Origin of the sequence: Acinetobacter sp. NIPH 2699, from assembly GCF_022549355.1 — a bacterium.
In the GTDB taxonomy this organism is placed as follows: Bacteria; Pseudomonadota; Gammaproteobacteria; order Pseudomonadales; family Moraxellaceae; genus Acinetobacter.
The window spans coordinates 1-14,404 of sequence record NZ_JAKZGL010000005.1 but is presented as its reverse complement, the minus strand read 5'-3'; the positions used below and the strand labels follow the sequence as shown (position 1 = coordinate 14,404).

Below are 14,404 nucleotides of genomic sequence, written 5' to 3'. Positions count from 1 at the left end.
AACTATAAATCAATGATATCTATTCATTTAAAATCAAAAGCTTAATTAAAAAATTATGTATAACTTTAGCTCTTAACGCTCTTCTACCATATTTTTCTAAGAAGATATATGCTTTTGTTATGACGTGTTAGGACTAAATAAGATGAATAAAGCAATCTTAATAAATGCAGAAATGATTGAACGTGATCTATTTGAACGTCATGGCCCCATGATTTCAGATGAAGCATTGAGAGTTGCATTAGGATATCGCTCTAGTGATGCCTTTAGGCAGGCATTAACAAGAAAAACTGTACCAATCCCCATTTTCTCTGTCGAAAACCGTCGTGGTAAATATGCACTCGTTAAAGACTTAGCCTTTTGGCTAGCAAAACAACGAAATGAATCCATCCAACAAAGTTAATTTTCACCGAGGAGTGACATTAATGCCATAAAAGAATTAGCAAATAAAAAACGGACCCTATAAGGATCCGTTGGTGGCTCCATACAATTAAATACAGAGACCTCAGCAATCAAAGTATCTTCCGTATAAAGCCACCAGTCAAGTCTTGTTGCTATTTTTTAAGCAACAAAGAATTTCGCTCATCTCTAAAAAATATTTTAGAGAGGTAACAGAATGCTGGAGATACTTATATGTACCCTTTCCCACAAATCAAAAAAAATAATCTGACTCAATTTATTTGGGAGCAAATAGAAAAAGCTTTTCAGGCTGAACCCAACTTGGCATTAACACTTCATGGTCAACGTAGAATTTACCAAGGATGCTTTGGTCGGAGAACTTCCTTATTTCCTAGTACTAAATCTGGTGGAGCAATACCGCTTGAAAGTTTCCTAGAATTAGCAAATGCAATCTGTCTTGAACAAAGTTCCCAAGTAAAAAGCTTCCGTACACAGGCCTTGAAGATTCCCTTATCAAGAAATAATTTTTGCTATCCGGACTTTTTAGTACAAAACATAGATGGGTCATTTGAAATCCATGAGGTGAAACCTTCTATTAAAGCTCTGACACAAGAAGAGCTACAGAAGTTTGAACAAGTCGCTGAAATATTTAATCAAATGGATATTACATTTAAACTTATTGATCAATCTAGCTTACCAAGCAAGAAACAGCTCCAAAAACTTTTATATCTTTATCAACGGGGACATAAACGAATTTGGACACCGTTAGAAATAGATTTGGCTATCTGTGCACTGCAAAGGCTTTCTCTTCAGAATATTGAAGCAGCCTATGAATCTCTTCAAAAATTGGGTTTGCCCTGTGAGTTGGGGGATTACTTACTCTTTCATAAAAAGATCATCATAGATACTGAAGGAGGAATTTAAAATGTCATCATCATTATTTATTCCTCAACCAGGCTTTCGCTTTATTTTTAGTAATCAAGAAGACTATATTTTTGAGATCACTACAGTTGCGTATGGAACAATCCGCTACGCTGCCGTTAAAGTTGAGAATGATGACTTTATTAGTATTGAAGATGCAGCTGAGACGTTAAATTGTTCATTGAATTGGTTACGCCAATATTGGTGCAAAACAGGCTTTCTAACAATTGAAGAACTAGTCTATTGGAGGCTGGTTAAAAGAGACGAACTAAATGAGGTCCTTAAGTTAAAAGAAGAATATTTGACAGGAGCTGAAGCCAGCAACCTACTCGGTATGCCTCATTCACATATTACGAACTTACAGAAGCAGGAGCTGATCAAGCCCTATTACATGGGTAAAACGGATCATAAGATCAGACTGTTTAAGCGAGAGGATGTAAATAAATTGAAATAAATATCGTACTAGATCAAACCTGATCGGACAGTACATACACTTTTATGCATATCAACCATTACGATTAGCTTCTCGTTCAACACGACGTTTTTTAAAATATGCTACAACTTGATCATGTGGCATCGTTGGACGTGTGTCTACTATCGCTTTCTCTATTTTTGCTTTAAACCATACGTTATATTCAGCCTCATGTTTAGAATTTTCGAATTCAGACACTATCAGATCAAAAACAGTATTCATATACGTATTCCTCTTTAATTTTACGGTAAATTCTAACAAATTTTGTAGAAAACATATTAAAACATGGTTAATGTTCCACAAATCAAACATAGCTTACTATTGAATTCTATAAAGCTCTAAAATGATCTCCAAATAAATAAGCATTATGTTTTTAATAAAAATTAAAAAAACGACACAATTTGTCGCTCTTTATTTAAACTAAACTATGCAATCTACAATCAATAGATTATTGTATAACAATGAAATTAAATACTAGATACAACAATGAGTTAAAGTTAATATCTAATCAAGCTAAATACTAACTATTCATTCAGTAGGCCTCATTGGGGAGATTACTTTTATATAGTATCAAGATCTCTTTGCACTTGATAAATGCTGATCAGCGAATATACCTCAGGCCCTAATAACTTTCTTGAATGATTTATTAGGTATTACTAATAGCTACAAAATCGTTTAAAAATCAATCACGGAGCAAGAGAATGCCAAATGTTCAAGAAATATCGATCTCTCTTAGAACTTCTCCTAGCATTGCTCTCTTGTGTCTAAAAAATAGAGAATGGGTTATTCAGTTTCTGCTTGAGGCTTTTTCCAACCAACAAACCTCTAACTCATCAGAAAAGCTGCAATTGGCTTTAATCAAATATATTGAAACAAACATTGATTTTATTAACGACAATGACGAGTTTGATTTAGCCGATGACTTCAATGTCTATCAAGATTTATCACTTACAACCTATGAGGCAAAAGCAAAACGCTATATTCAATATTGGACCAACAAAGGTTTTCTCAGCAACTATCAGGATGATCAGGGTGTCATATTTTATGAGTTATCTTCTCACACAAATAAGACATTGGACTGGTTACAAAGCCTAAGAAAAGAAGAATTTATCGGTACTGAATCCAAATTCAAATATATTTTTAATCAACTCAAAGAGCTAGTAGAAAATACAAATGATAATGTAGAAAACCGTATCCAAGTATTAGAGCAGAAGAAGCTTGAAATTGAACAGCAAATCCAACGCCTCAAGATTGGCGAGGATATTAATGTCTATGAAGAATATCAAATTACACCTCGTTTTAAAGAAATAACCCAATCTGCAAAAGAGCTTCTATCTGACTTTAAAGAGGTAGAAGAAAATTTTAAATCAATTACCAAAGATATCTATCAACGTCATGCTGAAGGGAATCTATACAAAAGTGACATCTTACAATTTGCCTTTGACTCGCTTGATATTCTCAAAGAAAGCTCTCAAGGTAAAAGTTTCTATGCTTTTTGGTCTTTCCTACTCAATCCAAGTCTGCAACAAGAATGGGACAGTCTAGTTACTTCTCTATATTCAATGCTTCAAGAAAAGAATATTCAGATCGATGACTTTTTCCTGAGTGGAATGAAAAAGTATCTGCATCAATCTGGCCAAAAAGTTTATAAGGCAAACGATCGTATGGCTGAAAAGCTGAGCCGTATCATTAAAGAAAGTGAAGCTTCTCAATCTGCACTCACAAAAAGCATTATTCAGGACATTAAGAAATCTCTGCTAATCTTAAATAAGCATAATCAAAAACCAGATATTGGTTTTGAGATCGAAACCTCAGCAGAAATAAAAATCCCTTTTGAAAGAAAGTTAACCTCTGATAAATCAGAACCCGTTAACTATAAGATAAATCCTACTCTGGCCAGCACGGACCTAGCTCACTCGGAACAATTGGCAAAACTATTTGCACACATCCATGTTGATAAAAAGAAAATCAGACAGCACATTCAAAGTATTTTACTTCACCAATCACAAGCAAGTATTCAAGAACTCATTGATAAACAAGGTGGGCTTTCTCAAGGATTACCAGAGCTATTTGGATACATGGATGTTATCAAAGATTTTAAACATACTGTGAATGACAAGCATCAACAGCGTATCTGCTTCGATCAGACCCAACAAAAGTCCATTCAAATCCCTGAAATTATTGTCATATGCTCTTAAGGATTATTAGAATGACAAATTTAGAAAAGTACGAACAACCCTACTCCAGAGCCATTATACGACTACTGAAATCACCAATTGAACGTGCCTCACCACTATGGGAAAACATTATTCATTATCAGGCTGAAATTCAGGACTATATTGGAACAATTGGGCTTGAATTAATCATTAAAAAGGATGAAGGCTTTGCCTTTGTCAAGCAAATGGAAGATAACGAAGGTGATACCTTAGGGCTTATACAAAGACGTGTTATAAGTTTCGAAGCATCAATTGTATTGGTTGTACTGCGTAACAGCCTGGAAGAATTTGATAGCAATCCAACTCAGTACCAAGCCAGTGAAAAATTCATCTCTAACATTCAAATTCGTGAAGAGTTAGAGCTATTCCTTCAAGAAGGCTATAACCATCTTAAATTCCAGAAAGACCTAGAAAAGCATATCAATACCATAGAGGAGCTAGGCTATCTCAGGTTGGTTTCGGAAAAAGAACTTGAAAGAACCTATCAAATTCACCGTATTATCAAAGAAAAGATCAGTTTGAATGAATTACAAGAATTCAAAGGAAAAATAAATGAGTACGTACAGTCTATTTAATACAAGTTCTGACCGTGCTGGCTTCCGCCTTAACTATATGGAAGTGTATAACTGGGGAACTTTTGATGATCGTATCTTCAGAATTACGCCTCAAGGCAATAACTCTCTGCTGACTGGTGCAAATGCATCAGGTAAAAGCACATTTATTGATGCCCTTCTGACATTGCTTGTTCCAGTAAAAAAAGATCGCTTCTATAACCAATCCTCTGGGATTGATAAAAAAGGAGATCGAACTGAAGAAACGTATGTCCTCGGTCACTATGGCAATATTCAAAACGAGGGTGAAGCTGGCACCTCAACTCAAAAACTACGGGATAAAAACTGCTACTCTGTCATATTAGCCAACTTTAGTAATACAGACCTCCGTACAATGACACTTTTTCAGGTTCGCTGGTTCAACAATGGCGAACTCAAACGCACCTTTGGCTTAGCACATACTGACTTAACCATTAGTGAAGATTTTAATAACTTTGATGCAAAAGGAAGCTGGAAAAAAAGATTAGAAAAACAATACAGTGATCAAAATAAGCGTGTCATTGAGTTTTTTGATGGCCCCTCTAGTTACGCTGAACGCTTTGCTGATCTATTTGGTATGCGTTCAACCACCGCCCTTAGCCTATTTAATCAGGTCGTTGGCGTTAAAGTACTTGATGATTTAGATGAGTTTATTCGCAATAACATGCTGGAAAATCTTGATGCAGAAAATGAATATTTGCAATTAAAAGCCAGTTTTGTGACGCTCATGGAAGCAAAAATCAATATCGAGAAAGCTAAAGAGCAAATTAACCAACTGCTTCCAATTGATGAGCTTGCGCAGAGTATTCAACAAGTCACCCAACATAAAGAACGGCTTGATCAGTTTAAAGAGCAAGGAACCTATTGGTTTACAAAAAAATTTGTTGAGCTTGCAACACAAGAGCTCGAAAAGAAAAATGCCGAATTGACCATTAAAGGTATTGATTTATCTAGATTAAGAGAGCAAGAGGCGCAACTTACTGAGCAGCAAACAGATTTAAAAGTACAAATCAAATCGGACCATGTTGGTAGCCAAATTGAGAGTTTAAAGCAGCGCATTAGTCCTTTAGAAAAAAGTTGTGAACAACGCTCAAAAAGATTGAAAGAATATAATCAGCTCGTACACTCACTTGAACTGATTATAGATCCTGATATCAATCAATTTCTACACAATAAAACTCAAGCACAAAAGTCTATTAAGGACTTAGAGCAACAGCAAGAAGATAAACAACTAGAACTACGTGAACTTGAAAATGAGAAAACAGACATAAAGAATGGCATTATTGAACTCATGGATAATATTCAAACTTTACAAAGGAACCAAAATAATATTACTGGTCGTGTAGCCAGTATTCGCGATGAAATTTTGCTACATACTGGTGCCAGTAAATATGAAATTCCTTTCATTGCCGAGCTAATCAAAGTGCGGAATGAAGAAATAGCTTGGGAACCCGCCATTGAAAAAATTCTGCACAACTTCGCATTACGCCTAGTTGTACCAGAAAAATATTACAAACAAGTCAATGAATATGTTAACAGAACTAACTTAAAAGGCCGCATCGTATACCAGCGTTATCAGGATATTTCTCTACTGAACTCGTTCAGCTCACTAAAACAGTTCCCTTCTAATGCATTATTTAACAAATTGGAATTTAACTCGAAAAGCACTTACATAACTGGCATCGAGGATGTTATCAGATACCAGTTCGACTACGCTTGTGTAAATAGTCTAGAAGAATTTAACCGCTACAATGAAAAAGCAGTAACCCAACAAGGGCTTATCAAATCCACCAAAGGTAAACATGAAAAAGACGATCGCCAAAATATCACACACCGCGATAACTTTATTCTAGGCTGGGATAACCAAGAAAAGATATCTTTGTTGAAGAAAAGGTTTAATGCACTTCAAGAAGATCAAACCAACAATAAAGCAAAAATAGATCGAACTAATGAGAAAATCGAACAGCTAAAACAACATCAGGCCAACTGTAATAAGCTTATCGATAAGTATGAGCAATTTGATGATATTGATTGGCAAAATGATGCTAAGCAAATCGAAGAACTGAAAAGACAACTTGAGATATTAAAACAAGCAAATGATCGCATAGCAGCACTACAGCAACAATTGGCAGATGTAGAAACCAAACTATCCACACTGAGGGACACCTCTATCAATGACAGTCAAAGAGAGATTTTTACCGTTGAGAATAGAATAAAAGAGATTTCCTCTCAGATTGAAAAGGAAAAGCAATCTCTCTCCTCCTCGATCACTTTGGATACCGCTCCTTTCGTCGAAGCATATCCAACTTATAGCCAGATTGATTTTGAAAACATTGGTACAAAAAAAATTGAAATGCTAACTAGTTTTCATAGCCAAAAGGAAGAGTGCGATCAAAGACTTAGGAATCAAACTATCCAAATTACTAAGAGAATTTCTCAATTTAAAAATCCTGATGAAGCAATTACTACAAAATTTATAGATTGGAGATCAGACGTACATCAACTGCCTGATCCAGAGCATTTGGACTTAATTGGTGAATATCAAACTTTCTTGGAAAAACTACAGAACGATAATCTTCCTAAATTCGAGAAAAAATTTAATGACTATTTGCATGAGACTATAACCAATAAAGTCAGTGATTTCCGCATGTTCTTTATGAATTGGTCTGATTCAATTAAGAAAAATATTCATACACTTAATGATGCTCTACAAGAAATAGATTTCAGAGATAAAGACTTCAAAACCTATATTCAAATCGTTTTCCCTCCCCGCATTAGCGATGAAATTAAAGACTTCAAAAGACTTTTAGAGCAGGCTATTCCTAATGCTAGAGAGATTGAAAAGAATCCCGAAGCTCAACGTTTACATTTTGTGAATCATATTGAGCCATTTATCAAGAAACTTGATCATGAGGATTGGCGCAAGAAAGTCATGCAGGTTCGCTTTTGGTTTAATTATAAAGCTGAAGAGTTTTATCGTGAAGATCATCGTAAGTTCAAAACCTATGAAAACATGGGACAACTCTCTGGGGGTGAAAAAGCACAGCTAACATATACCATCCTAGGATCTGCAATTGCCTATCAATTTGGTCTGACTAAAGAAGGCTTACAAAGTGACTCATTCCGTTTCATCGCAATTGATGAAGCATTTAAGGCTCAAGATGAGGACAAAGCACGTTACCTCATTAACCTATGTAAACAATTACATTTACAACTTTTGGTTGTCACCCCGAGTGATAATATTCATATCGTAGAAAATGACATTTCATTTGTACATTACGTTGAACGGAAGAATGAGCGCCACTCTTGGCTATACGACATGCCAATCGAACAATTCAAAGAAGAAAAAGAACAATGGATTAATAGCGAAATTCGACAGACAAACGGTATCCATAATTCACCTGTCACCGAGCAGTCTTAACGAGAGTAGTATGAAATGATTACTGCACAAGAAATCAAATTAAAAGCTCAGCGCAGATACGCCGAGTACTTAAAATCTCTCATCAACGAGTCAACTATCTTCCCATTGGTTATTCCTGGCAATAAGACCTATAACAAATCATCAATGGATGAGTTTAGACGCGAAATCAGTGATATATCTAAAGATAGTAAAGAAAAGAAAGGATTTGGCTACACTATTGAGTATCAGACGATTAGAACAAAATCTTTAGGCTTACAAGACCTACCAATAAGAGTCTTTTTCGAATGCGAAGAGGACTTTGTCCTCTATATTGCAAAGTTAGAGGAGGTTAAAGCCTTCAAACTAAACTATAAAAAAATATTGCAGCTAATGCCAAAATTGAAAACATGGATTGAACTTAATCCATTAAAAGTCATTGATAATGCTACTAATTGGGACAATTTGCTAAAAGTCTGTCAATATTTTCAAACAACTCCTCAGCCAAACTTATATATCCGTGAATTGCCTATTCTCGTACATACCAAATTTATTGAGCAGAACAAGGGCATTCTTCGTGCCTTGCTACTTGAAATAATCCCAGAATATTGCGCCCCTAAACAGACTAATTTTGAAAATTGCTTTAATTTAAAAGCACATGAATCGCAAGTTCGTTTTCGTATTTTGGATTCGCAACTCAGCAGCCAATATCTACTTGGGATCACTGATTTGGCAATTCCATTAAGCCAATTTAAATCTTTAACGCTACCTATAAAACGCGTCATTGTGATTGAAAATAAAATTAGTTTTTATACTGCACTCACCCTACCCGATATGTCTAATACAATCGTTATTTTTGGTAGCGGCTATAAAATAGGGGAGCTGAAAAAAGTAACCTGGTTCAATGATGTTGAGCTACTTTACTGGGGGGATATTGATGCTCAGGGCTTTGAAATGCTTTCTCAATTCCGTAGTTATTTTCCTCATACCAACAGCCTGCTTATGGATGAGATTACGTTTGACCTCTTCTTTGAACAAGACTCAGGAACTCCTACAACGATAAACATAGAAAACTATCTCAATGATGAAGAGCAATACTTATATCAACGAATAAGATCAAATAATTGGCGACTAGAACAGGAAAAAATTCCTGTCGAGTACGTCAATAAGTCACTCCATGAATTTTACGGTCTAGCAAAGCAATGATAGGAATCCCCCACTATCTAAGGACCTCCTTAATCAAAAAACAGCCTCCGTATGGATAGAGCAATCTTCAAATAAATTGAGCTCATGTATATGTTCTTCTGCTTTCTGAGGATCAGCTGTAAAAAGTACGACTGCCACATCTTTCAATGCTCTTGTGCAGCTCACATAGAAAAGACGACGCGTTCGATCCACAGTTGTTTCTTCGCCTGCCTCAATGTGTTTAAGGTCAGTAGCTGAAAGCTCCTTAAGACCCAAATATTTTTCGTAGGAAAACTGAAAGTGGGTACTCTCAGCATCATCTAGGACAACCAATACCCGATCGAATTCAGCACCTTTAACGCCTTGCTGAGTTCCAAAAGGAGAACGTTCAGAGATGTAGGTCTGGTACGATAGAAGCTGTGTAGCTGGGCACGCTAAAAAAGCATCCATTGAAGCCATTTCTTTGCTGGACTCATCGCTTTCTTGGTCGTCCTCATCACCCACTCCTTCTGTGGTCTGGGTTGGTGGAGTTACATCTGAGTCCAAATAAGATGTTAGCCGAGGATCGAGGATTAATAGTCCTGAGGCATACACCTGTTTCAAAAGGTCGCCTATCGTTACATTAGAATTCCCAGCTATACCATCCGCAATTGAAGCAACAAACTCTTTAATTGCTTTAAGCCGTTCTGCTACGTTAACCCCTTCCCTTGCTAGATTTTCTTTCTCAAGAAGGGGCGAATATTCCCGGATGAGCCTCATGACTTCGAGTTGTCGACCTTCCGTATGGGCAACCGCAATGGGAATCAGAAATTTCATACATGGAGAAAGGGGCCATGCAGAGCCATCTAAAAAACCATCTCTGAATACCGATGGAGCTTTGGAATTGAGCGCTGTATATAGGTCTCCAAAACCTAATCGCTTTGCAGCCATCTGATGGACAATGACGAGAAGCTTTACTTGCTCTTGGCCATTATCGTCTGATCGCCAGTTATTATCATTAGTTCGCATCGCCATCCAGTTGCGCACTCTAATCAGATTGGCATCTCTTGTATCATCCGCAGGTAAAACGAATAGGTGCGCTGAACCATCAGGAGTCGGTACAATGCCCTTAGTGCCTAGACGTTTGGCCGGGACTTGGACAAGATCATCACCATCACGTCGAATAGCGTTTGCAAGGTTCAAAACTTTAGTTGAGCACCGGAAATTCTCTTGTTTTGGAATGTCGACCCAGTTGGGCTCAGCCTCAACCAAGCCAGTTCCCGTCGCATAAATCCGTTGCATCGGATCGCCGAAGAATCCTAGGCAAAGTTCAACACCGGGTTCACGCTCAACAGTTTTCAATGCCTCTACGACTTCAAGGGTTGTGTCCTGACTCTCGTCCACAAATATGAAAGGAAACTGGCTCGCGAGAAGAGTTCGGAATAAAGGTCGCTCAGCAATCAGATAGGGTGTGAGCCTCAAAACATCGTCGTGACCCAAAATCCCATTTACGTAGTCACTGCCTGTTCCATATCGGAAGCTTTTGACTGCCGAGACCTGCCTAGATTGTCTGTAAAGACGCTCCAAATCTCGGTTGTCTTTGTCCTTGGTGCGCTGTTGGACTCTGGGACCATACGTTGCCTTTCTCAGTTCAAGTGCCTCAATTCTCTCCTTAATACGTGCAGCCACCCAGACGCGAATATCTTTCTGAAATGGCTTAGCTAGCAGCCACATAAAGCTGTGAATTGTTGAAACGTGAACCAACGGATCATTGCCGACATCCCTCCAAATCTCTCCAGCGGCAATCTCGGTGTAAGTAATGCAGGCGATGCGCTGACGGCTCCTTTTCAACTTTTGTCCGTGTATTCGGATGGCCGACGATAATCCTTTAATGAGTGAGGTAGTTTTCCCAGAACCAGCGCCAGCTTTCATTATAAAACTTCGTGGCGGAGTGTTCTCAAGGCAGCTTCGGAGATCTAAGTCCGCCAGTGTATCCGGCTTATGTGCCCTGCTACTCATGCTCATCTCCTATCGCGGCAGTTTCGACATTAGGTATGATGTCAGGTACAGTCTCAATTTCAATACGCACCTCGTCCTTTAACCAAATCAGCCCATCATGAATGTATTCAGGAACATGCCAATCACTTTCGTTTTCAGTGAGTATCGCAAGCGCAAACTTTGTCTTGTCAAATCCCTTCCGCGAAACTTTCTTATGGAGACCTATGGCAAGTGCTTTGGGATCGACAACTTCTCCCTTCAGAATCAGTCCAAGTGATTTCCTTGGTTCAGCTTGAGACCACTCTGGGTTCTCGAGACCAAAATCTTCCTCAAGTGTACGCCCACAAAGATCCTCAGTAGAGCCGTTCCAAGTGACAGACCGTTTGGTCTGATATGCAACGCGAACCTTGGTACCATCTTGAAGCTCACAAGTTTTGTCTGCTTCCGAGGCGTTGTGCAATTCCGCGATTGTTAGCTTTCCAGGAAGCCACTTTATAAGCGTTTGATTTGAGGTCGCAGCGTCTGGCTCATTGGGTAAACAAGCTCTTCCATATTTCCTCTTTGGTGATGTTACCTCAGGCTCATCAACTGAATTTTGCCCTCCATTCTGAACCTGCACTTCGACAGCTTCATGAATAGGAACCTCGAACTCCTCAAGCTCTTCATCATCAACCGCATCACCTGCTTCAGGAAGCACAAGGGCAACACTATCAATATCGGTAATGATTAGTGTCGTTAGACCAAGAAATTCTATGAGTGCTTGGAAACGATGACCAAAGGCCCCTCCGACCTCTAAAATGCATAGACAAGCAGATCGGAGAGTTTTTGCTACTTTTTGAATCATGACAGGTAAGAGCAATCTTTCAACATTACCTTCAACAAGAATAGCAGCATCAGAGAAGAAGAGATCACAGTGCGTCAACTTCAAATATCGTTCTAAAAAATCGCGATCATTTGGCTGAGCTTGATAGAAAGCAGACAGATTTAGAACCTCTGTTAATTGCTCTTTGCCAACTTTCTTACGTCGGAAGTAACGAATCGGCTTAAACCCCCGCTCGTAAAGAATATGCGGCGAGTGGGTTGTAATGACCATTTGACTACCAAAAATGCCTCCATCGTCCCCCTCTATGTTCAATAGATCAAGAACATTGCGGATGAAAACTTGCTGGAGCTGCGCATGAAGATGTGCCTCTGGCTCCTCCACGAAAATCAAATGCAATGGCGGACGATTGTCCATCGCCACCCACCTCGCTTGAGCATCAAGGATCTCCACAACCATATAGATCAGATTCTTGAATCCTAGCCCATTGTAACTATCCGGGAGAGTAGCTGTATCTTCAACATCGCCGATCTGATAGTGGACCCTCGTGTCCTGACTCATAATATTGGCGGGGTTAAGCGCAGACATAATTTTCAGTCGTGGGTTATTAACACCTGGATAACCTAACTTCGCTAGGCGATCAAGCATTGGCTTGAATACCCCGTCCAAGTGAACATTTAGCGCCTGTTCGGAGTCGAACAATGCTTTGAGAGCAGTATGATCGTCTTGCCTTTGATCAAGGTTACGCTTGTAGAACCGACTCAAACGTTTTGAGAGGTCTTCAGACCTCCCACCAGCTTCAGGGTTGGGATCTGTCAAATGTCGTTGAGCACCCAAATTATCAATATGAATAAGCGATTTCAGGATCGTTGCACCGCCAGGTTCTCCACCCAACTCCTCAGGAATATAGTCCCCAATCTCACGAAAGTTTTCGTCAAATTGCATTCGATCCAAGATGAAATAGCGTAGCTCATATTCGCTCTTGAGTTCTCGTTGAAGATAGTCCGTCATGGAACGAGGCCAAGGAACATATTGTGACCCTGAGGACACCACCGCAGCCTGCTCTGTACCCTTCGCTTTTGCCTCTTGGTAATGTTGAATAAGGTTAATAGGATCTCGTGCAACTAGTGAAACTCGTATGCCAACTTGGGTTCCCTCCCATGCTGTGCTCGGAAGCAAGGGTATTACTAAATAAAGGTCTGATGCCCCAACCTCAAACCAAAGATCAAGCTCTATGCTTGGAAGTGAGAAACTCTCTGAAATTGGTTCAGCAAGATTGATATTTCCTGCCTCATCGAAGGCTTTCCAACAAGAAGAACTGAAATCATAAAGACTAAAACGGTCCTTTCCGCCTGTGATAAACGTATAGATGGCCTGAGTCGCCGATGTTTTACCGCTATTATTCGATCCAACGAATATCGATATATCATCAGCCAATTCAATATGAGTGTCTTTCAGACGCCGAAAATTCTTTAGGTGATACGAGTGAAGATGCACGAAATCCCTCCGCTACATTTTTTATTTAAAAATTTAAAACTAATTATCTTTCTTCAAGGATGCCGAAGCCAAGGTCTTACTTCATTCTCAAAAACTATCTAACTTGATTGAATATTAAACGAATAATATCGATAGACCAACTAAATTATTTGCACTAACTTCAACAAAAGGTCAAAAAATAAAAGAGCCGAATTTGCAATAAAAGCACAATTTTCCTGGAAAATTTGAATGTAAATAACTATTCTCATAATTAAGAGGCTTGGTAAAACTGCTTTTCAGAAAATGACAGATTATGTGTCACGAAATGCTGATAATGACACAGGTTGTGTCGCAAGTAGTTGTCATGCTATGTCACAGCATACGATAACTTATTGATTTATAGTTTTAACCAATGACAACTTATGTGTCATCTGACGATCTGCTAATAAAAACCGCCTAAATGGCGGTTTTTATTTTTCTATACAATATCTCAAGAGAAATTATTTAAATCTAGAAATTTCAAAATTCAATCTATAAGTCAAAAAGTTTATTAAATAAGCCTCCCTAATTCTTTTCTTGAATAAACCTTGAAAATAAGGGTTTGTTAAAAAAAGACTGAGTGCCACTACGAAATATACAATAAAACTGCTTTTAGGCTACCATAGATCTAACACATTTTCAAAAAACTGATCAATTAAACCAAAATAAGTTAAGCTTATTAAAGGCTTTGTTGCACAAACCTATCTGTAAAGGCTTTTTCAGCAATATAATTTTCAAATGAAGAAGCCTACACACAAAATCTACCGCACAACCAATTGGCCCGCATATAACCGAGCACTTATGAGTCGCGGAAATATTACCATTTGGTTTGATCCTGCTACGCAATGGTATGCTCCATCAAAAGGCAAACAAGGGCGAAATCAAACCTACTCCGACGCAGCCATCCAATGCTGC

General features: G+C 38.3%; 11 protein-coding genes and 1 pseudogene. 8 read left to right on the top strand and 4 right to left on the bottom strand.

Features of this window, described 5'->3' with window-relative positions; genetic code table 11:
- Positions 1 to 142: 142 nt before the first annotated feature.
- The 3 genes from MMP72_RS06550 to MMP72_RS06540 all read left to right on the top strand — a co-directional run bounded on the left by MMP72_RS06550 (position 143) and on the right by MMP72_RS06540 (position 1,771).
- On the top strand, positions 143 to 400 hold the full coding sequence (locus MMP72_RS06550; protein WP_241315673.1) for a pyocin activator PrtN family protein: 258 nt from the start codon (positions 143 to 145) through the stop codon (positions 398 to 400).
- Between the two features lie 230 nt (positions 401 to 630).
- Positions 631 to 1,320, top strand: coding sequence for a Tn7 transposase TnsA N-terminal domain-containing protein (locus MMP72_RS06545; protein WP_241315671.1), 690 nt, complete (start codon positions 631 to 633; stop codon positions 1,318 to 1,320).
- Position 1,321: 1 nt separating this feature from the next.
- Positions 1,322 to 1,771, top strand: coding sequence for a hypothetical protein (locus MMP72_RS06540; RefSeq protein ID WP_241315669.1), 450 nt, complete (start codon positions 1,322 to 1,324; stop codon positions 1,769 to 1,771).
- A 51-nt stretch (positions 1,772 to 1,822) separates the two neighbouring features.
- Here MMP72_RS06540 and MMP72_RS06535 read toward each other — a convergent pair whose 3' ends face one another.
- Positions 1,823 to 2,011, bottom strand: coding sequence for an antitoxin (locus tag MMP72_RS06535; RefSeq protein WP_241315667.1), 189 nt, complete (start codon positions 2,009 to 2,011; stop codon positions 1,823 to 1,825).
- Positions 2,012 to 2,490: 479 nt separating this feature from the next.
- Between MMP72_RS06535 and MMP72_RS06530 the strand changes: the two genes are divergently transcribed.
- From MMP72_RS06530 to MMP72_RS06515, 4 genes are read left to right on the top strand one after another with little or no spacing between them, the layout of a single operon-like run.
- Positions 2,491 to 3,987 carry a DUF3375 domain-containing protein gene (locus tag MMP72_RS06530; RefSeq protein ID WP_241315666.1) on the top strand — a complete coding sequence of 499 codons (1,497 nt, stop codon included), beginning with the start codon at positions 2,491 to 2,493 and terminating at the stop codon, positions 3,985 to 3,987.
- Between the two features lie 11 nt (positions 3,988 to 3,998).
- Positions 3,999 to 4,580 (top strand): DUF4194 domain-containing protein, encoded by a 582-nt coding sequence (locus MMP72_RS06525; protein WP_241315663.1) that lies wholly within the window; start codon positions 3,999 to 4,001, stop codon positions 4,578 to 4,580.
- Positions 4,558 to 8,016 carry an SbcC/MukB-like Walker B domain-containing protein gene (locus MMP72_RS06520; protein WP_241315661.1) on the top strand — a complete coding sequence of 1,153 codons (3,459 nt, stop codon included), beginning with the start codon at positions 4,558 to 4,560 and terminating at the stop codon, positions 8,014 to 8,016. Before MMP72_RS06525 ends, MMP72_RS06520 begins: the two co-directional genes overlap by 23 nt.
- A 15-nt stretch (positions 8,017 to 8,031) precedes the next feature.
- Positions 8,032 to 9,198, top strand: a complete 1,167-nt coding sequence (locus MMP72_RS06515; protein WP_241315659.1) for a Wadjet anti-phage system protein JetD domain-containing protein — start codon at positions 8,032 to 8,034, stop codon at positions 9,196 to 9,198.
- A 33-nt stretch (positions 9,199 to 9,231) separates the two neighbouring features.
- On the opposite strand, the gene MMP72_RS06510 is transcribed toward MMP72_RS06515, so the two are convergent.
- From MMP72_RS06510 to MMP72_RS06500, 3 genes and pseudogenes are all read right to left on the bottom strand, one after another.
- Positions 9,232 to 11,175, bottom strand: a complete 1,944-nt coding sequence (locus MMP72_RS06510) for a UvrD-helicase domain-containing protein (protein ID WP_277606341.1) — start codon at positions 11,173 to 11,175, stop codon at positions 9,232 to 9,234.
- On the bottom strand, positions 11,168 to 13,471 hold the full coding sequence (locus MMP72_RS06505; RefSeq protein WP_241315655.1) for an ATP-dependent endonuclease: 2,304 nt from the start codon (positions 13,469 to 13,471) through the stop codon (positions 11,168 to 11,170). The genes MMP72_RS06510 and MMP72_RS06505 overlap by 8 nt, the downstream gene beginning before the upstream one ends.
- Positions 13,472 to 13,950: 479 nt before the next feature.
- Positions 13,951 to 14,169: pseudogene (locus MMP72_RS06500) on the bottom strand (hypothetical protein).
- A gap of 58 nt (positions 14,170 to 14,227) precedes the next feature.
- On the opposite strand from MMP72_RS06500, the gene MMP72_RS06495 reads away from it, so the two are divergent.
- A partial coding sequence (locus MMP72_RS06495) for a transposase (protein ID WP_241316064.1) occupies positions 14,228 to 14,404 on the top strand: 177 nt, incomplete at its 3' end.